General features: G+C 71.1%; 15 protein-coding genes. 10 read left to right on the top strand and 5 right to left on the bottom strand.

The window, feature by feature from the left end; genetic code table 11:
- Positions 1-98: 98 nt before the first annotated feature.
- Positions 99-707, bottom strand: coding sequence for a TetR/AcrR family transcriptional regulator (locus tag ACFYZQ_RS24985; RefSeq protein ID WP_389151667.1), 609 nt, complete (start codon positions 705-707; stop codon positions 99-101).
- A gap of 186 nt (positions 708-893) precedes the next feature.
- On the opposite strand from ACFYZQ_RS24985, the gene ACFYZQ_RS24980 reads away from it, so the two are divergent.
- Positions 894-2,564, top strand: a complete 1,671-nt coding sequence (locus tag ACFYZQ_RS24980) for an amidohydrolase (protein WP_389151664.1) — start codon at positions 894-896, stop codon at positions 2,562-2,564.
- Positions 2,565-2,651: 87 nt separating this feature from the next.
- The gene (locus ACFYZQ_RS24975) at positions 2,652-4,124 is read left to right on the top strand and encodes an APC family permease (RefSeq protein WP_389151661.1); all 1,473 of its coding nucleotides are present in this window, start codon (positions 2,652-2,654) and stop codon (positions 4,122-4,124) included.
- 198 nt (positions 4,125-4,322) lie between these two features.
- Here ACFYZQ_RS24975 and ACFYZQ_RS24970 read toward each other — a convergent pair whose 3' ends face one another.
- Entirely contained in the window at positions 4,323-4,718 is a 396-nt protein-coding gene (locus tag ACFYZQ_RS24970) for a RidA family protein (protein WP_389152237.1), read from the bottom strand.
- Positions 4,719-4,890: 172 nt separating this feature from the next.
- Between ACFYZQ_RS24970 and ACFYZQ_RS24965 the strand changes: the two genes are divergently transcribed.
- The 3 genes from ACFYZQ_RS24965 (at position 4,891) to ACFYZQ_RS24955 (ending at position 9,985) form a co-directional block, all read left to right on the top strand.
- Positions 4,891-5,889, top strand: coding sequence for a helix-turn-helix transcriptional regulator (locus ACFYZQ_RS24965; protein WP_389151659.1), 999 nt, complete (start codon positions 4,891-4,893; stop codon positions 5,887-5,889).
- Positions 5,890-6,225: 336 nt separating this feature from the next.
- The gene (locus tag ACFYZQ_RS24960) at positions 6,226-8,322 is read left to right on the top strand and encodes a protein kinase (RefSeq protein ID WP_389151657.1); all 2,097 of its coding nucleotides are present in this window, start codon (positions 6,226-6,228) and stop codon (positions 8,320-8,322) included.
- A 901-nt stretch (positions 8,323-9,223) separates the two neighbouring features.
- Positions 9,224-9,985 (top strand): hypothetical protein, encoded by a 762-nt coding sequence (locus ACFYZQ_RS24955; RefSeq protein ID WP_389151654.1) that lies wholly within the window; start codon positions 9,224-9,226, stop codon positions 9,983-9,985.
- A 140-nt stretch (positions 9,986-10,125) separates the two neighbouring features.
- Here the strand turns inward: ACFYZQ_RS24955 and ACFYZQ_RS24950 are convergent, their stop codons facing one another.
- A complete protein-coding gene (locus ACFYZQ_RS24950; protein WP_389151651.1) occupies positions 10,126-10,509 on the bottom strand; it encodes a DUF6083 domain-containing protein in 384 nt (127 codons plus the stop codon).
- Positions 10,510-10,993: 484 nt separating this feature from the next.
- Between ACFYZQ_RS24950 and ACFYZQ_RS24945 the strand changes: the two genes are divergently transcribed.
- Positions 10,994-13,069: a hypothetical protein gene (locus tag ACFYZQ_RS24945; protein ID WP_389151648.1), complete on the top strand. Its 2,076-nt coding sequence runs from the start codon at positions 10,994-10,996 to the stop codon at positions 13,067-13,069.
- A gap of 58 nt (positions 13,070-13,127) precedes the next feature.
- Here the strand turns inward: ACFYZQ_RS24945 and ACFYZQ_RS24940 are convergent, their stop codons facing one another.
- Positions 13,128-14,126, bottom strand: a complete 999-nt coding sequence (locus tag ACFYZQ_RS24940; RefSeq protein WP_389151645.1) for a Ku protein — start codon at positions 14,124-14,126, stop codon at positions 13,128-13,130.
- Positions 14,127-14,183: 57 nt separating this feature from the next.
- Here ACFYZQ_RS24940 and ligD point away from each other — a divergent pair, with 57 nt between their 5' ends.
- Complete coding sequence (gene ligD, locus ACFYZQ_RS24935) at positions 14,184-15,068, top strand: non-homologous end-joining DNA ligase (RefSeq protein ID WP_389151641.1); 885 nt, start codon at positions 14,184-14,186, stop codon at positions 15,066-15,068.
- Between the two features lie 251 nt (positions 15,069-15,319).
- On the opposite strand, the gene ACFYZQ_RS24930 is transcribed toward ligD, so the two are convergent.
- Entirely contained in the window at positions 15,320-16,123 is an 804-nt protein-coding gene (locus ACFYZQ_RS24930; protein ID WP_389151638.1) for an NERD domain-containing protein, read from the bottom strand.
- Positions 16,124-16,222: 99 nt separating this feature from the next.
- On the opposite strand from ACFYZQ_RS24930, the gene ACFYZQ_RS24925 reads away from it, so the two are divergent.
- From ACFYZQ_RS24925 to ACFYZQ_RS24915, 3 genes are read left to right on the top strand one after another with little or no spacing between them, the layout of a single operon-like run.
- Positions 16,223-16,729: a dual specificity protein phosphatase family protein gene (locus ACFYZQ_RS24925; RefSeq protein ID WP_389151635.1), complete on the top strand. Its 507-nt coding sequence runs from the start codon at positions 16,223-16,225 to the stop codon at positions 16,727-16,729.
- Between the two features lie 57 nt (positions 16,730-16,786).
- A complete protein-coding gene (locus tag ACFYZQ_RS24920) occupies positions 16,787-17,542 on the top strand; it encodes a hypothetical protein (protein ID WP_389151632.1) in 756 nt (251 codons plus the stop codon).
- Between the two features lie 11 nt (positions 17,543-17,553).
- Positions 17,554-18,831: an ATP-binding protein gene (locus ACFYZQ_RS24915; protein ID WP_389151630.1), complete on the top strand. Its 1,278-nt coding sequence runs from the start codon at positions 17,554-17,556 to the stop codon at positions 18,829-18,831.
- The last annotated feature ends 14 nt before the right edge of the window (positions 18,832-18,845 follow it).

Below are 18,845 nucleotides of genomic sequence, written 5' to 3'. Positions count from 1 at the left end.
ATGCCCACCGAGGCGGGAACATGATGAAGGCCGGAAGCTCGCCAGGCCGCGGAGGTGCTCGTCGGCCGTGTCAGTGAGGTGTTCCCGGCCGCCGGCGATCAGCCGAGCAGCTCCCGGAACCCCGCAAGCAGAGCCCGCAACCCCAGCTCAAACGCGTAAGCGGCCCTGCTAGGCCCAGCAACCGTCCGCTCCAGCACCGCGCTCAAGTGCGGCGCCGTCTCCCGCGCCACGTCCGACACCATCACCGGCGGTGCCACCAGGTCGAGTGCCGAGCCCAGGATGAAGCTCTCCAGGGCGGTGATCAGCGGCATGACCTGGTCGTCGGCGAAGCCGGCGGTGAGCAGTAGCTCGGCGACCTTCTCGTACATGGCGTGCATGAAGGGCTCGGCGAGGGGGGCGGTGGCGAGGAGGGGGACCGCGCCGGGGTGGGCGGCGAAGGCGGAGAGGTAGGAGCGGGCCCAGCTTTCCAGGGCCTGTTCCCAGGGCTGGGACCAGTCCTCGACGCCGCTGGTGGTCAGGGCCAGCTCCTCGCGCATGAGCGAGATGATCTCGTCGCGGCCGGAGACGTGGTGGTACAGCGCGGACGGGGCGACGCCCAGGGCCTTCGCGAGGGCCGGGATGGAGAGGGTCCCCTTCTCGTCGGCCAGTCGCAGTGCCGCGGCGCCGATGCGCCGCCGGTCCAGCAGAGGCGTGCGTGGCCGTCCCACAGTGGCTCCTTGTCCTGTGCGTCCTATGTCGCCAGTCCGCGGCTGCCTTGCCGCGCGCCGTGACCCAGACGTTACCGAATGGCTTTCAGTAAGACCCTTCCCCGTCGCCGGGGTGGCGCCTACATTACTCGAAACCGAATGGCATTCAGTTTGGCGTTCGGGTGAGGGAAGGGCACGGCCACACGCATGCACGCCGACATCGTCTTCACCGGAGGCACCGTCCGGACCGGGGTGGCCGACGCTCCTGTCCAGGACGCCCTCGCCGTCACCGACGGGCGGATCAGCGCCCTGGGTGCGGACGCGCTCGCCGTCCGGGGGCCGGGTACGACCGTGGTCGACCTGGCGGGTGGGGCGCTGCTGCCGGCCTTCGGGGACGGGCATGTGCACCCGGTGCTGGGCGGGTTGGGCCTGCGGGGTGTGCCGGTGCGGGAGTGCGGCAGCGTCGAGGAGATCGTCGAGGCGGTGCGGGTCTGGGCCGACGCGCATCCGGAGGCCGAGTGGATCACCGGTGACGGGTTCGATCCGTGGCTCGCCCCCGACGGCCGCTTCGACGCGCGGTGGCTGGACGCTGCGGTGACCGACCGGCCCGTCGTCCTGCGCACCATGGACCACCACACCGCGTGGGTGAACGGCGAGGCCCTGCGACGGGCCGGGTACACCGCCGACAGCCCGGATCCGGCAGGCGGAGAGATCCTGCGCCGGGGCGCATCCGGCGAACCGCTTGGCACGCTGCGCGAGTTCGGGGCGCTCAACCCCGTACTCGCCCTCGTCCCCCAAGCCTCCCCCGAGACGCACGTGGCCGCCCTGCGGGAGGCCGCCGCCCGGTTCGCCGCGGCCGGGGTGACCTGGGTGCAGGACGCCCTGGTCGAACCGCACCACATCGACGCGTGGATCACCGCGGTGACCACGGGGCCGGGGCTGCCCGTCCGCGCCGACCTGGGATTCCTCCTGGAGCCCGGCCTGGAGCCCGGTGGCTGGCGGGAGCGGGTCGCCCGGTTCGCCGCCGACCGGGACCGGGTGGAGAGCGAGGCGGCCGGGCTGCTGACGGCCCGTACGGTGAAGCTCTTCGCGGACGGGGTCGTCGAGTCCGGGACCGCCGCCCTGCTGGAGCCGTACACCGACTGCCCGCACTCCCACGGCATCGCCAACTGGTCGCCGGATGAACTCGCCGAGGCCGTCGTCGCCGTCGACGCGCTCGGCTTCCGCCCCCATCTGCACGCCATCGGCGACGGCGGCGTCCGCAGCGCCCTGGACGCCATCGAGGCGGCCGTCCGTGTCAACGGCCCCGGTGACCGCCGGCCGGTCATCGCCCACGCCCAGTTGATCGACCCCGCCGACCTGCCGAGGTTCGCCGAACTGGGCGTGATCGCCAACCTCCAGCCGCTGTGGGCGCAGCCCGACCCCCTGATGACCGAGCTCACGCTGCCGAGGATCGGGCCGGAGCGTGGCGGGCGGCAGTACCAGATCGCCGCGCTGCTCGCCTCCGGTGCCCGGATCTCCTTCGGCAGCGACTGGCCGGTCACGGCCTACGAACCGCTGCGGGGCATCGCCACCGCGGTCACCCGCCAGACGCCCGACGGGACCCCCGAGGGCGGCTGGCTCCCCGAGGAGCGGATCGACACCGCCACCGCTCTGGCCGCCTACTCCGCCGGCTGCGCCCACCAGGCGTTCGAGGAGAAGGAATGGGGCGTGCTGCGCCCCGGTACGCGCGCCGACCTGGTGCATCTCGCCGCCGATCCGGTCGAGACCGTCCCCGGAGCCCTCGTGCGTCTGCCCGTCCTGGGCACCTGGCTCGCCGGCCGGCGCACCCACGCCGCCGACGGCACTCCCGACGACCCGCGCGCCCGGAGACGATAGGCGTTACGCCGTCGCCGTCATGACCGGCCCGCGTGTTCGGGACAACTCGCTCACCCCTCCAACGCACCCATCACGCGGGAGACCTCCATGACCGAGCCCCTCGTCCCCATCGCTCCCCAGCAGCCACCGCAGGTGGCGGCCGAGTCCCATCTGCGTCGCGGCACCCTGGGCGTCGCCGACATCGTCTTCTTCGTCGTGGCCGCGGCGGCCCCGCTCACCGTGATGGCCGCCGTCGCGCCCCTGGCCATCCTCTTCGGCGGCATTGGCGCCCCGGTCGCCTATCTCGCCGTCGGCGTGCTGCTGGTCCTCTTCGCGGTCGGGTTCACGGCCATGACGCCGTACATCCGCAACGCGGGCGCCTTCTACTCGTACATCGCCCGGGGACTCGGCCGCCCGGCCGGACTCGGGGCGGCCCTGCTCGCGGTGTTCTCGTACAACGCCCTGCAGATCGGGCTGTTCGGGGCCTTCGGCTTCTTCGCCGCCAGTACTGTCGACGACCTTCTCGGCGTCGACCTGCCCTGGACGGTGTACGCCTTCGCGGGGATCGCCGTCGTCTGGTTCCTCGGTTTCCGCTCCGTCAACCTCGGCGCCAAGGTGCTGGCCGCCCTGCTGATCGCCGAGACCGCCATCCTGCTGCTCCTCGCCGTCGCGGTGCTGGCCAAGGGCGGGGCGAGCGGGCTGACCTTCGACTCCTTCGCGCCCTCCAACTTCCTCGCCTCCGGCATGAGCGGACCCCTCGGCCTGGCCGCCGCCGCCTTCATCGGCTTCGAGGCCACCGCCATCTACCGCGAGGAGGCCCGCGACCCCGACCGCACCGTGCCCCGGGCCACCTATCTGGCCGTCGGCTTCCTCGCCCTCTTCTACGCCTTCATCACCTGGGTCATCGTGCAGGCGTTCGGCAGCGCCCAGGCCGTCGGCGTCGCCGCCAAGAACCCGCCGGAGATGTTCTTCACCGCCATGACCCAGTACGTCGGCGGCTGGGCCACCGACGTCCAGCGGGTCCTGATCGTCACCAGCCTGCTGGCCGCACTGCTCGCCTTCCACAACGCCATCACCCGGTACGTGTACGCCCTGTCCGCCGAGCACGCCTTCCCCGCCGCCCTGGGACGGGTGCACCCGCGGCACGGCTCGCCCTGGGTCGCCGGTGTCGCCCAGAGTGTCCTGGCGGTGGTCGTCGTCGCCGTGTTCGCGCTGATCGGTGTCCACCCCTACAACGAGTTCTTCCTCTGGGTGAACACGCCCGGTGTGGTCGGCATCCTCGTGCTGCAGGCACTGGCGGGCTTCGCGGTCGTCGCGTTCTTCCGCCGCAACCCGGCCGCACACGGCGAGGGCCCCCTGCGCACCCTGATCGCCCCGGCCGCGGCCGGCGTCCTCCTGGTTGCCGCGACCGTGCTGGTCTGCCGGCGCCTGGACCTGTTCACCGGCGCCGGTCCGGCCGTCAACTGGTCGCTGGTCGCGCTCACTCCGGCCGTCTTCCTGGTCGGCGTGGCTCTCGCCGTACGCCTGCGCCGCGTCCGGCCGGACGTCTACGCCAAGCTCGGTACCACGGACGTCGACTGACGCCAAGCCCGACAGCGGATCCGCCCGCCGTGGACGCGCGGTGGCGGTCCCGTCCCTCCGGACCGATCGGAAGCGACGCGACCGCCACCGGCGGACCCTCCACAGGCCATCTCACCGCCCAGCGAGGCCGGCCTCGACACCGACGCCCCGATCGCGCTCACCGGCAGTCGTCCGAGCGGTAGGTGCAGCGAGTTCCTGTCAGGCGACGGCGGTTCCCTCGAGCTCGACCATCTGGCCGGGGACCGCCAGCCGTGTCACCCCGAGCATGGTGGTGGTCGGTGCCACCCCGGCTGCCCCTAACCGAGACGCCAGCACGCCGTAGTGCGGGAACAGCAGATCGACGTCGGTGGTGTAGACGTTGAGCCGGACGAGGTTGGCGAGGGACATGCCGGCCTCGCCGAGCACGGCCTCCAGGTTGTCGAGGCTCAGCGCCAGCTGCGCTGCCATGTCACCGTCATGCTGCGGCTTGCCTTCGCCGCTCATCGCGGTCTGTCCGGAGCAGTACAGGGTCCGGGTGTGCCCGGAGACGATCTCGCCCTGGTTGAATCCCATCTCCACGGACCAGGTCACCGGGTTGACTGCCGTTCGTTCCACTGCCACATCAGCTCCTGCGAATCGTCGGGAGTGCGGACGTCCATCGGCGCGTCCGTCGCCGTCGATGACGTCGATGACGTCGATGACGTCGATGACGTCGATGACGTCGATGCTCACGAGACTCCCAAGAAAAGGTGACACCCTTGGTCACGTATTCGATAACGTCCCTCGTATGCGCGCCGATCGGCTGGTCTCGCTCGTGCTGCTGCTGCGTCAGCGCGGTCGGCTGACCGCGGACACACTGGCCCGCGAGCTCGAGGTGTCCACCCGTACCGTGCTGCGCGACATCGAGGCGCTGTCCGCAGCCGGTGTCCCGGTCTACGCCGAACGCGGCCGGCACGGCGGGTTCGCGTTGTTGCCCGGTTTCCGGACCGAGCTCACCGGACTGAACCAAGACGAGGCCCTTGCCCTGCTGACCGCCGGATCGGGGCGCGGCGATCAGGCGTTCGGCCTCGGCTCGGCGCTCGCCTCGGCCATGCGCAAGGTGGTTGACGCGCTGCCCGAGAACCACCAGGCCACCGCGAACGACGCGGCCCGGCGATTTCTCGTCGAGCCGCAGACCGACCTGCTCTCACGTCGGCCGGTCACCGAGGAGGTGCCCGGCACGGCGATGATCGAGATCCGGCGCTCGGTGCTCGCCGGACACAAACTGCGCATCCACTACGCGGCCACGGACCAGGCACCGCAGTGGCGCACGGTGGACCCGATCGGCCTGGTCACCGTGCGCGACCGGGGTTACCTGCTGGCCACGAGATCCGGCGCGGACCGCACCTACCGGCTGTCGCGGGTGCTGGCCGCCGAGGAACTCCCCGAACCGGCACAGCGGCCGAACGCGGTCGATCTGGACCGGGTCTGGCGGGAACGCTGCGCGCAGTTTCTGTCCAGCGACCATATCGCCGTGCTGGTACGGGTGAACCCTGAGCGGCGGGAGGACCTGTTGAGCACCGTGGTGGCCGTCCGCGCCGCAGAACCGGACGCGGACGGCTGGCTGCGGCTGGAGGTGACGTTCCAGGATCTGCGGCACGCCGAGTGGGCGCTGTGGCAGCTCGGCACGGACGCGGAAGCCCTGGCCCCAGCGTCACTGCGCACTGCCCTTCGCGACCGCGCGGCCGCGATCGCCGCCCGCTACGAGGTCACGGTCATCGACCCGGCCGTCAACGAGCTGCTGTGACCCGGCACGCGAGGGCCGCGAGGACGGACAAGGCGGGGGCGGCCTACTTGCCGGTGTCCACTTGCCGTTCCTTTCGACGCGAGGGCGACAGCCATCCCGTGCGGGCCGCGGTCCCAGAGGATGACGATCCCCGGTGCGGCGCCGAGCAGGACGTCCGGCTCGCTGGGTGACCGCCGACGAGGGGCAAGGCAGGCGGAACCCCGCACGTGGATTCGCGGGCTGGGGTGCGCCCGTTCTGGGGGACTTGCCGCTCTTCGGGCGATGTGCGATACGTGGAGAGGGCCCCTTTCAGCGCTCGCCGAGGAACCCCTGGTGGCCGTCCTGAAGAGGAGTGCCATGACAGGAGCGCAAGAGGCTGCCGGACGAGTGATCACCGGACGTTACCGGCTCCTGCGTCGGCTCGGCACCGGTGGCATGGGACGTGTGTGGCTGGCGTACGACCAGGAGCTGGCCTGCGAGGTCGCGCTCAAGGAGGTCATCCTGCCGCCGGACGTCCCGGAATGCGAGGTGGGCTCCCGGATCGCGAGGGCCCGCGGTGAGGCCCGGCACGCCGCCCGGCTGCGCAACAATCCGCATGTCGTCACCGTGCACGACATCGTGGAAGAGGACGGCCTGCCATGGATCGTCATGGAATACGTCCCCGCCGCCATGGACCTGGAGGCGGTGGTGCGCGAGCGGGGGCCGCTGCCGCCCCGCGACGTCGCCCGGATCGGTCTGGCGGTCCTCGACGCCCTGCTGGAGGGACACCGGCTCGGTGTCCTGCACCGGGACGTCAAACCGGCCAACATCCTGCTGACCCATCCTGGGGCCCAGTCCTCCTGTCTGGCAGAGGGCGGTGGCCGGGTGATGCTCACCGACTACGGCATCGCGCTGGAGCCGAGTTCCGGGGAGGACCGCCTGACCGCCACCCTGGAGATCGTCGGAACACCGCGCTTCATGGCCCCGGAACGGGCCAACAGTCAGCCGCCCAGCCCTGCCGCCGACCTCTTCTCACTCGGGGCCACGCTCTACTACGCCCTCGAAGGAACTGGGCCCTTCGACCGCGACACCGCCCTCACCACGCTGAGCGCCCTGCTGTTCGACTCCCCGAGCCCGCCCCGCCGGGCGAAGGAGCTGACCCCGGTGCTCTTCGGACTGCTGGCCAAGGACCCCGCGGACAGGATGGACGGTGAGGAGGCCGCCCGGCGGCTCGCCTCCATCGCCGACCAGTCCCCACCCTCCCCCTTGCAGCAACCGGCTCCCGCACCGGAGGTACCGCCGCCTGAGGGCCCCGTCGCATCGACGAAGCCGCCGCGCCCCCAGGAATCGGCCCCGCAGACCGAGACCCTGGCGCTGGCCGAGCCGAAGGAACCGACCGGCCCGCCTCCGGAACCACTGCCGCACGAAGGGGACGAGGCCAGTCCGCGGCTTCGCGCCACGCGGCCCGGAAACCGACGGGCCAGGCTCATCGCGTGGGCGGCGCTGGTGGCGCTTGCCGCGGCGGGCGCCGGCATCTACCTGGCACAGTCCCGCTCCTCGGGCCCTGAAGCCACCGCACCGTCCGTGTCCTCGATCCCCGTCGGCAACTCCCCGGGTGGGGTGGCGGTGTCGCCGGACGGACGCCGGGCCTACGCGACCAACTACTTCGACCCGGCTTCGGTATCGGTGATCGACACCGCCACCGACCGCACCGCGGGCAAGCCCATTCCCGTCGGCGACAAGCCGCAGGGGGTGGCGATCTCCCCGGACGGACGCCGGGCCTATGTGGCCAACTCCGGCTCTGATTCGGTGTCGGTGATCGACACCGCCACCGACCGCACCGTGGGCAACCCCATCAAGGTCGGCAAGAACCCGATCAGGCTGGCGGTCTCCCAGGACGGACGCCGGGCCTACGCGGCGAATGCCGGCTCGGATTCGGTGTCGGTGATCGACACCGCCACCGACCGCACCCTGGGCGACCCCATTCCCGTCGGCGACAACCCGCAGGGGGTGGCGATCTCCCCGGACGGACGCCGGGCCTACACGGCCAATGCCGGCTCGGATTCGGTGTCGGTGATCGACACCGCCACCGACCGCACCGTGGGCGATCCCATTCCGGTCGGCGACAACCCGGTCGGGGTGGCCGTCTCCCAGGACGGACGCCGGGCCTATGTGGCCGACTCCGGCTCTGATGCGGTGTCGGTGATCGACACCGCCGCCGACCGCACCCTGGGGCACCCCATCGGTGTCGGCAAGGCCCCCGTCGGGGTGGCGGTCTCCCAGGACGGACACCGGGCCTACGCGGCAAACGCCGGCTCGGATTCGGTGTCGGTGATCGACACCGACACCAATCGCACCGTGGGCAACCCCATCGATGTCGACGGGTACCCGGTATGGGTCGCTGTCTCCCAGGACGGACACCGGGCCTACGCGGCCAACTCCGGCTCGGCCTCGGTGTCGGTGATCAAGTTGTAGCCTCCCGTTCTGGCTTGGGCGGGAGTCCAATTGATCGCGGTGGGCCTGTGGTTTTCGGTTGTTGGTCGCCGGGCGGGCATGGCCGCGGCCCGACGCCGAGGTGGGATTCTCCAGGGGCCCTCGGGTCGTAGGCCGCAGGGAGAAGCACCGCGGGTCAGGTGGCAGGTCGTGGCAGGGCGGCGAGGTGGGCGAACGTAATGGCAAGTTCATGCCGCAATGGCCGGCTGACGGCGGTCCGCAGGCTGCCAGTACGCCGTCCAGCTCGGCGACGTATGAGGGCGTTTTGGCACTAAGCTGGCAAAACAGGAGTAATCGCCACCCCGAGCCACGGGAGATCATCATGGCGACAAGCGCCCGGCAGCGCATCCGACACCTCGTCGGTGCGTTTTGTGTTGCAGCGCTGCTCGCCGGAGCGGTGGGCGTGACGAGTGCTGAGGCGATGCCTCAGACAGCGAAGGCCACGGCGAAATCGCCGAGCGCAGTATCAAGGGTGCCGTGCGTTGGCCCTCAGAACCCGCCGGGCTGTATCCCTTAGTGACCCAGCCGTGTGACTTTCGAGGGTGCGGATGTGGCCGCCGGTGGTGGGGTCCGAGAGGCGGAGCGTGCGGTCCCTGCCGGCTGTGGCGAGGAGGGTGAGGCCGTCCGCCTCCACCGTGCACACTCCTCCGCAGCACCTACCGGCGCCAGCACCTCACCGCCCACGGTCCGGCGAACGATCTCCTGCTCGCCTTCCGGAACCAGCACCGGCTGCCCGTCCGTCGGCCTTGTTTCCTGGTGCTCGAGACATCGCAAGCGGCTGTGAGAGGGGCGACCCCGGTGACGCGGCGGCCGGCCCCGGGTAAGATTTTGATCTTCGGCTGGCGGAAGCCACCCGGAGTCCTCCTGAGGCTGTGCCGACACGATGAACCTCGACGACACCTCCGCACGATTCCGGCTCGACCGTGCTCTCGACCGCCTGGCCGTCACGTTTCGCGGGATGACCGCCCGCGACGACGAGGCGCAGTGCGACTGCCACTGGGGGAGTGAAGAAGAGCTCGCGCAGTTGAAAGTCCCGGACGTGGAACTCGACCCGGACCTTCTGCACCGCACCTGGACCGCCCCCGACTGGATCGATCACGGCGCGGTGCTGCGCCGAATTCTGCCTCAGTTCGCCAGGGCGCTGGTCAGCGGCACCGTGCCCATGTTCGCTGTATGCGAGGTCGGAGGTTCGTTCGCTCGTGGCCACTGGCAGCAGTGGCCCGCTCACCAAAGCGCGGCGGTGTGGGAGTTCCTGCATGCCTGGTGGGCTCACAGCCTCACCGAACCGGAGCCCGCTGTCCCCGTGTACGAGCTCCTCGCGCTGTGCACCGAGGCTTCCGCAACGCTCAGCCCGTGGCTCAGCACCTGGGAGGCGCTCGATCACCCGGTGCCCGACCGGCACCTGGCAGAAGCGGCTGCGCACTGGGAGTACGACCTGCTCGGGGACGAACTTCCATGGAACATGTGGGACAACGACAACGCGGACACGCTGCGCACCGAGCTCGCGGCCTGGCTGGTCCGACACGCCCCGGCACGGCTTCAAGCCCAGGACGCACCGGAGGAACTGCTTCACCGGATACGGCTGATGGGACTCACCGGCCCCGCCCGCTGGGAGGATCCGCACTGGCCCAACCACCGCTATTGAGCTCGTTCCACGCGTCGCCCACCCGTATCCCGTGTCGGAAGCTGTCGGCTGCCCGGAAGGGGGGCAACGCCGGCATGCCGACGACAGCCGGTGGGGCTGACGACCGAGCGCGAGGCGGCCCGGCGGCTTCTGTACGGCCGTCAGCCGGCGTCCGGCCACTCCTCCGCGGGCGGCGGGGGCTCCGGAGTGGCCTGGCGTTCTGCGTGGCGGGCGTTCTCGTCCCGTAGGGCTGTCAGCCACGGCCAGAGGTCTGGTAGGGGCTGGGCCGGGCAGGCCAGGCGGTGTTCGATGCGGCATCGCTGGAACTGGTCCGGCGGGCATACCCCGTAGACGGTCACCCGACCGTCGGACAGTTCGATCCAGCGGTGTTCCGCCGGGACCGTGTGGGCCGGCGGGGACATGTTCGGCTCCAGCAGGACCCAGTCGTGTTCGAGCGTTGCCACCCGATCCCCCAGCAGTCCGCACGAGGGACAGCGGGACTGTCCACTGCCGAGCCTTCGCGGCTCCTCTTCGTAAACCCCCATGACGTGAGCGTCGACAGATGGGCGGCATGTGCGTAGACGGCGAACCGGACGGGACGCCTGGGGCAGCCGTCCTCTGGGGGAACAGGACGCGATGCGGCAGGCGCGAGCAGCATCCGCCGGTTGGCGGCATGCGGCCGAGACACGACGGAAGCGCTGCGACCGTGATCGACCGTGCGGAGTGGCGGGGGGCGTTCGGCCGGCCGGTCGCGTCCAGGGCAGTGGGCGTCCGGATAGGTGACCGGTGACGGTCGTTCCGGACGTTCGGTGATCACCGGTGACCGTTCGCCACCTGGAGGTGACGATGCGGTGGCGTCGGTAACTTTCCATCAGCTCACAGGTGAATTCCAGCCAACGGACAGGTAAAGTCCGACCACCTGCTTGAAAAGAGAACGTCCGTACGCATCGGCTTCCGGCCCGCGGCAACCTGATCGCGCCAGTCAGCAAGTCCGAGCTCGAGGATGTTGAGTTGCCTGGAGCCCGCGAAGTGTCAGCATCCCCCTTGTCCGCCCGGTTGCGTACCGGGGCGGCGCGTCTCCTCCTGCCGACGGTGCTCGCGCTGTCGTTCGCCGTGCAGGCGGTGGGCGCCCTCCTCCCCAGTGTCCCCGTGCTCGTCGCCGCCACCGTCGTCGGAGTGACGGCGGACGTCGCGCTGCACCGGTGGCAGCGGAACATGGCCGCCGCCCTCGGGAGACTGCACGCGACCGTGTTCGTGCGCCAGGTCGTCCGGGACCTGCTGCTGGTGGCCGGTCTGATACGCATCGAGGAACAGGACTACGAGACCAAGTACCTGGCTCTCATCTGCGGTCTGCTGGTCTTCTACGCCTTCCACTTCGCCTGCCAGGCGGCCGCGGTTCTCGTCCGCCGCTCCCGGACCCTGCCCGTGGTGACCCGGAACGTCGACGCCTCGGCACTGCGGCTGAGCACCGCTCCCCCGGCGCTGCTGATGCGCCGCTCCGGGCAGCGGCTGCTCATGTTCGGTCTGCCGTCGACGGTCGGGCTGCTGGTCACCGCGGTGAACGGCTCGGCCCGGTGGGCCGCCGCGGGGATCGCCCTTTCCTGTGTCTTCGCGGTGGTGGCCGTCGGCATGCTGCTGGTGCGGCTGCGGCCGGGGCGCAGGCCGGTGACGAGCGAGCAGGCGCTGGAGTGGTTCGAGGCGTGGCTGGCGGAGTACCGGCCGACGGTGGGCATGTACTTCTCCGGCGGCACGAGCTCGGCCTACCAGGCGAACATGTGGCTGGAGCCGCTGGCCCGGCTGGAGGGGCGTCCGCTGATCGTGCTGCGTGAGCGGTTCATGGTGCGGAAGATCGCTTCTACGGATATTCCGATCGTCTGTCTGCCCAAGGTCGCCGATCTGATGCGGCTGGAGCAGTCCACGCTGAAGATGCTGATCCACCCGTCGAACTCGGGGAAGACCTCGCAGGTGCTGCGGATCCCCACCATCAAGCACGCGTTCGTCAACCACGGCGAGAGCGACAAGCTGTCGAGCTGCAACCCGTACGCGAAGGCGTACGACGAGGTATGGGTGGCCGGTCCCGCGGCGCGCGAGCGGTACGCGCTGGCCGCTGTGGGCGTCGACGACCGTGATGTGGTGGAGATCGGGCGTCCGCAGCTGGATGTCATCGAGCCGTACCGCGGTGCGCCCGCGGGGGCTTACACGACTGTTCTCTACGCCCCTACCTGGGAGGGATGGGACGGCAATCCGGGGAACACCTCCGTCATCGAGGCCGGCGAGAACATCGTGCGGGCCCTCCTGGCCGATCCCGGGGTCCGGCTGCTGTACAAGCCGCACCCGCTGACCGGGTCGGTCGATCCTCGGGCGGGGGCCGCGAACGCCCGGATCAAGGAGATGATCCGCGACGCGGCCGCCCAGCGTGCCGCCGAGCACGCCGACGAGCGGCCGGATCCGTCCGTGGCGGCGGAGCTGGCCGCGCGGACCGCCGAGCTCGACCAGCTGACGACGTCCTCGTTCCGGAGCGGCGCGGACGACGCCGAGCGGATGCTGCTGCAGGGGGTTCCGGAGGCCGGCCGGGGTGCGGCCGTGGCCGCCGCGACCGTTGCGTGGGAGGCCGCATACTGGGCCTCGTTCCCCGCGTGGGAGCACCGGATCGTCACCGGGGCCCGGCCGAACGTCTACGCCTGCTTCAACGTGGCCGACCTGCTGGTCAGTGATGTCTCCAGCGTCATCTCGGACTATCTGGAGAGCGAGAAGCCGTACGCCGTCGCCAACACCAGCGGCCTCGCCGAGGAGGACTTCCGGGAGACCTTCCCCACCGTCCGGGCGGGCGCCGTCCTCACCCCGGACGCCTCCGGGATACCGGACCTGCTGGAGTCCGTGCGCAACCCTGAGCGCGACACCTACGCCGGGGCCCGTGCCGAGCTGAAGCTGCACCTGCTGGGGCCGTCCGACCCGCCGGCCGTCGCCCGGTTCAACGACGCGGCCCGTGCGCTGTGCGCGGCGGCCGACGAGCACCGGGCCGGTATGGCGGTACGGGCGCTGCCGGCGATCCCGGCTCAGCGGGATGCCGGGGCGGCGCTGGACAGCGGGCAGGTCATGGGCTGACGGTCCGGGGGCGGGCGCGGCGGTGCCTGCCCCTCGCCTGTCCGGGGGACCTTCCCGATCAGGCGGTTCGCTTTCGGGTTGCGGTCTTCTTTGCGGCTGTCTTCTTGGTGGCTGTCTTGTTCGCGGCTGTTTTCTTGGTAGCCGTCTTCTTCGTGGTGGCCTTCGCCGTCGTCTTCGAGGCCGTCGTCTTCTTTGCCGTCGAAGTCGACTTCTTGCCGCCCGTCTCCTTGGGGGCGGCGCGGGTGAGGGATCTCTTGTCGGCCGCTTCCTCGCCGCGCGACTCCCTCGCCGCCCGCACGCTGTTCTCCAGCGCGGCCATCAGGTCGAGGACCTTGCCGCCCGACGGCGGGGCGGGGAGTTCCGGTGGCATCTCGCCGGCCGCCTTCGCCGCGATGACCTCCTCCAGGGCCTCGCGATACTCGTCGTGCAGGTCCTGGAGGTCGACCTCGCCGAGGGTGTCCATCAGCGCGTCCGCCAGGTCCAGTTCCTTGTCGCGGACGGTGACCCCCACGTCCGGGGCCACGCCCTCCGGGGAGCGGACCTCGTCCGGCCAGAGCAGGCCGTGCATGGCGATGGCGTCCCCTACGACGCGCAGCATGCCCAGGCGTTCCCGGCCGCGCAGTGCGTACTTGGCGATGGCCACCTTGTGGCTGCGTTTCAGGGCCTCACGGAGGAGTGTGTACGGCTTGGCCGCCGGGGCGCCGCTCGCGGCGAGGTAGTACGCGGCGTCCATCTGGAGCGGGTCGATCCGGTCGGCCGGCACGAAGGCGACGATCTCGATCGTCTTCGCGGTCGGGATCGGCAGGTGGGAGAGGTCCTCGTCGCTGATCGGGATGATCGTCCCGTCCGCGTCCTCGTATCCCTTGCCGATCTCCGCCTGGGTGACCTCCTTCTCCTCCAGTTCGCACACCTTGCGGTAGCGGATGCGGCCGCCGTCCTCGGTGTGGATCTGGCGGAAGGAGATGGAGTGGCTCTCGGTGGCGTTCACCAGCTTGATCGGGATGCTGACGAGACCGAAGGAGATGGCGCCGTTCCAGATGGATCGCACGTGCAGCACCTTTGCTTTTCGTTGTTTCGTCCAGCTTTGCCAGGGCTTGCGTGGGATTCTCATCGTATGACGCCTATCGCAGAGGTGGAGGGGCGGCGGGTCGCTCTCAGCAACCTGGAGAAGGTGCTGTATCCGGCTACCGGCTTCACCAAGGGGGAGCTGCTGCACTACTACGCGGTCACCGCTGAGGTTCTGCTTCCTCATCTCCGGGATCGGCCGGTTTCGTTTCTGCGGTATCCGGACGGGCCGGGTGGGCAGGTGTTCTTTACGAAGAACGTGCCGCCTGGTACGCCCGAGTGGGTCACGACCGGTGAGGTGCCTCGGTCGGAGGGGCCCGCGCGGATGGTGCTGGTGCAGGATCTGGCGTCGCTGATGTGGGCGGCGAATCTCGTTGCGGAGTTCCATACGCATCAGTGGGTGATCCAGGATCCCGGGTGCGCGGATCGGCTCGTTTTCGATCTGGATCCTGGGCCGCCGGCGGGTGTGGTGCAGTGCTGTGAGGTCGCGTTGTGGTTGCGGGAGCGGTTGGCCGTTGATGGGGTCTCGGCGTACGTCAAGACGTCCGGGTCCAAGGGGCTGCATCTGCTGGCGGCCGTGCGGGGGGCTTCTTCGGAGCGGGTGTCCGAGTATGCGAAGGGGCTGGCTGTGGAGGCGGAAAGGGTTATGCCTCGGCTGGTGGTGCATCGGATGACGCGGAGTCTGCGGCCGGGGAAGGTGTTCGTGGACTGGAGCCAGAACGCGGCGCGGAAGACGACCGCTACGCCTTACACCGTGCGGGCGCGGGCTGAGCCGTATGTTTCGGTGCCGGTGACTTGGGAGGAGGTGGGGGGGTGTCGGTCTGCGGAGCAGCTTGTGTTCCGGGCCGGGGATGTTGCGGCGCGGTTGCAGGATCACGGGGATTTGCTGGCGCCGCTGCTTGAGCGTGGGCGGGCGGCTGTGTTGCCGGGGTGAGGGGTTTCGCCCCCGCCGTCCCTACCCTTCCCGTCCTCCAGGGGCTCCGCCCCTTCGACCCCGCTGGGGGCTGCGCCCCGTGGCCCCCGGCGGGGCTCCGCCCATGCACCCCGCCGGGGCTCCGCCCCGGACCCCATCGGCCTGAACGGCCTCGTCCTCGAACGCCGGACGGGCTGAGCAATGCCGGGCGGCACTGAAACGGCACCCCGACGGGCTGGGTGTTCATCGGCCCGCACCCAAAGGGCACCCCCTCACACCCTCCCCCACGTCCCCCGGTCCCGCGCCATCGCGTGCAGCGCCTCCACGTCCGCCGGCTTCAGCACGCCCCCCAGGCGGGACAGGTCCCCGATCTCCGTGTCCCGCAGGACGCGGACCTCGCGCAGCGGCACCGGTACCGACACCTCCCCCGGATCGACCAGGGCCAGTACCGGGCGGACCTCCGCGGTCAGGGCGTACGACGCGCGGTCGGCGTCCGCTCGGGCCTGGCGCAGCAAGGGCTGTGGGTCTCGGCGGCCGAGGGTGACCATCGGGTCGGTGATGAGGACGCGGTGGCGGCGGGCGGGGACGGTGTGGACGGTGAAGATGCCGCCGGGGCCGATCGCGAGGTGGTGGATGCGGTCGCCGCCGGGGAGGGGGACGGAGTGGAGGGTGTGCCAGCCCGCGCCGTCGAGGCGGTCCAGCGCCTCGCCGATCGTCTGCTCGGCCGCGAGGGCGCGGCGGCGCGGGTCGGGGCGGAGGCGGTGTGGTGGGGCCGGGTTGCGGTCCAGGGCGACCAGGAGGGCCTCACCGGGACGGTTGGGGGCCAGGTCGTCGTCCGGGTGGAGGGTGAGGCGGGCCAGTTCGGCGGGGGTCGGGACCGGGGGCGGGCCCACCGTGACCGGACCGGTCAGGAAGGGGCCCAGGGCTTCGAGTACGGCTTCCCTCTGGTGTTCACTGAGCAGGTTGACCCGGGCCGCCTCTCGGTCGTACCAGGCGATGTTGCCGCCGTCCCTGCCGCAGACGTACAGCCGTTCCTGACCGTGCCGCCAGGTCGGCACGACGCGCAGTCCGCTCATCCGCATCACCCCTCGACCATGGGAACAGGCGGGGTGCTCCCCGGGCAAGAACCCCGTTACCTTTGACAGCGGTGGGGGGACGGAGTGGGGGAGGCGCCGTTGCGTACCCGCAGGAGACAACCCGATGTACCGGCTCCGGGTACCCCGTGGAGCGAGATAGTGCCGGGCCTGTGGATGGGCGGCCATGAGTTCCGAAGTCCGGCGGGGCAGCTGGAGTTCGCCGTCGTGCGGGACGAGTTCGATCTCGTACAGACGCTGCTTCGGCTTCCGGGGCATGGGCCGGAGCCGGGCATCGAGCATCATGTGTGGCCGATTCCCGACGGTCCGCTGGACGGTACGCAGCTCGCCGGTGTGATGCGGCTGGCCCGGGCGGCGAATGACGCGTTGGACGCGGGCCGTAAGGTCCTCGTTCGGTGTTACCACGGGTACAACCGATCTGGCCTGGTCATTGCCCATGCGTTGGTCCGTCGGGGGCACGATGCCGAGGACGCGATACGGGTCGTCCGCGCCCGGCGCTCCCCCTGGGCGCTGCACAACGAGCTGTTCGTCGAGTACCTGCGCGCGGGTCTGGCCACCGCCCGCCTGCTGGAGGAACTGGCCGAATAAGGTGTGCTGGGCCGCCGTGCGGTCGTACTACCGAATGATTCGAGCCACAGGAGCACCGTGCCCCGCACCCGTCCGGCCCGCGCCGCCCGCGCCGCCCTCGCAGCCTGCGCCGTCGCCCTGGTGGCGGTGACCGTGGCCGGCTGCGGTGACACGGGCGGCCTGCGCGGCGCCGGGGCGACCCCGGCCGCGGTCGGCCCCGACCGGCTCTGGCCCGATCTGCGCCCGGCGTCCAGCCCGGCCTGGCCGTACGACGAGGGCAGCACGGAGACCGTGAAGGGCGTCGCCGTGCCGGGTGACGACATCCACGCGGTCTCCCCGGTCGCCGTCGTCCGTGCCGAGATAGCGGCGCACCCCGACGACTACGGCAGCAAGGGCGCGTACCACGCCACGGCGGTCCGGATGGACGACTGCGGGCCCGGCGGGGACGCGCGGCGGTGCCCCGTGCTGAAGGCGTACTACCGCGATCTGACCGGGGACGGGCGCGACGACATGACGCTGGGCTTCCGGTTGTATCCGACCAACCAGACGGCCGTGCGCGTCTACACCGTCGAGCATCACCGGCTGGTGCAGGTGATGGCCGACAACGACGCGATCACCGGGGTCGAGCTGGCCGGCCGGACCGTGATCGTCCGCTCGCCGGCCGGGATCACCGGCTACGAGTACCGCACCACCTGGGCCTGGGACGCGCAGCAGCGTGCGATGGTCTTCTCCCGGGACGAGTTCCTGCGCACCGGCAGGCATGGCCTAAGGCGGGGGCGGCACAGTACCCGCACGCCCTCCCCTTCGGTGTCCCCCTCGGCGAGCCTGCGATGAGGGCCCCGCGGATGAGGCTTCCCCGGCTTCGCCTTCCCCAGTGGGCCGGCACCCTGGCCGTGAAGGCCGCCGTCTTCATCGTGGTGATGTGCTGTGCGCTGGCCGCGCTGCTCGGCGTCCTGGTGCACGTCTCGGTGACCGACCAGACCGTGGGGCAGGCCCGGCATCAGGCGCTGGACCGGCTGGCCCAGGCGACCGAGGACTTCCAGGCGGGGGACGGTCTGTGGCGGGGCGCCGGGGTGGACCCCGAGGGGCTGCCCGCCGCTCTGCGGGCGCTGGCGGTGAGCGGGCAGCGGGGGACGATGGTCGGTACGCACCACGGGCGCCCCACGATGTGGGCGGCGGGCCCCGTGGACGGCGGCCGGGCGCTCGCGGTGGAGGTCGACTACTCGCAGCAGGCGGGCACCATAGCCGGCCTGGACCGGGCGATCCTGTGGTCGTCGGCGCTGGCCATCGGGTTGACACTGCTGGTCGGCGCGTTCGCGGTGACCCGGGTGACACGGCGGCTGCACGGCACGGCGCGGGTGGCCCGGCGGATCAGCGCCGGCGACCTGGACGCGCGCGTGAACGATCCGCTCGCGCAGGATCCGACCCGCCCCCAGGACGAGGTGGCCGCGGTCGCGGACGCGCTGGACACCATGGCGTCGTCGCTGCAGAGCAAGCTGCTGAGCGAGCAGCGGTTCACCGCGGACGTGGCGCACGAGCTGCGCACCCCGCTGACCGGGCTGCACGCGGCGGCCGAACTGCTGCCGCCGGGTCGGCCGACGGAGCTGGTGCGCGACCGGGTGGCGGCGCTGCGCACCCTCACCGAGGACCTGCTGGAGATCTCCCGGCTGGACGCCGGCCGGGAGCGGCCGGCGGTGGACACGGAGGAGCTGGGCGCGCTGGCGGAGCGGGTGGTGCGGGCGTCGGGCACGGACACCGAGGTGCGGATCGTGCGGGACGCGCGCGTGGAGACCGACCGGCGGCGGCTGGAGCGGGTGCTGGGCAATCTCGTGGCCAACGCGCACAAGCACGGGCGTGCGCCGGTGGAACTGACGGTGGAGCTGACGGGCGACGGGCCGGTGGTCACCGTACGGGACCACGGTGACGGCTATCCGGAGTACCTGCTACGGCACGGCCCGCAGCGCTTCCGTACCGAGGGCGGGGCGAAGGGGCACGGGCTCGGACTGACGATCGCGGTGGGCCAGGCGGAGGTGCTGGGCGCGCGGCTGGCCTTCGCCAACGCCCTGGACGGCGGAGCGGTGGCGACGCTGACACTGCAAGCTGACATCTCGGAAGGCGAGTGACGAACAGGGCACAT

This window comes from Streptomyces sp. NPDC001843, assembly GCF_042891955.1.
Classification (GTDB): Bacteria; Actinomycetota; Actinomycetes; order Streptomycetales; family Streptomycetaceae; genus Streptomyces.
The sequence above is the reverse complement of the archived record's forward strand: the minus strand, read 5'-3'. Positions and strand labels throughout refer to the sequence as shown.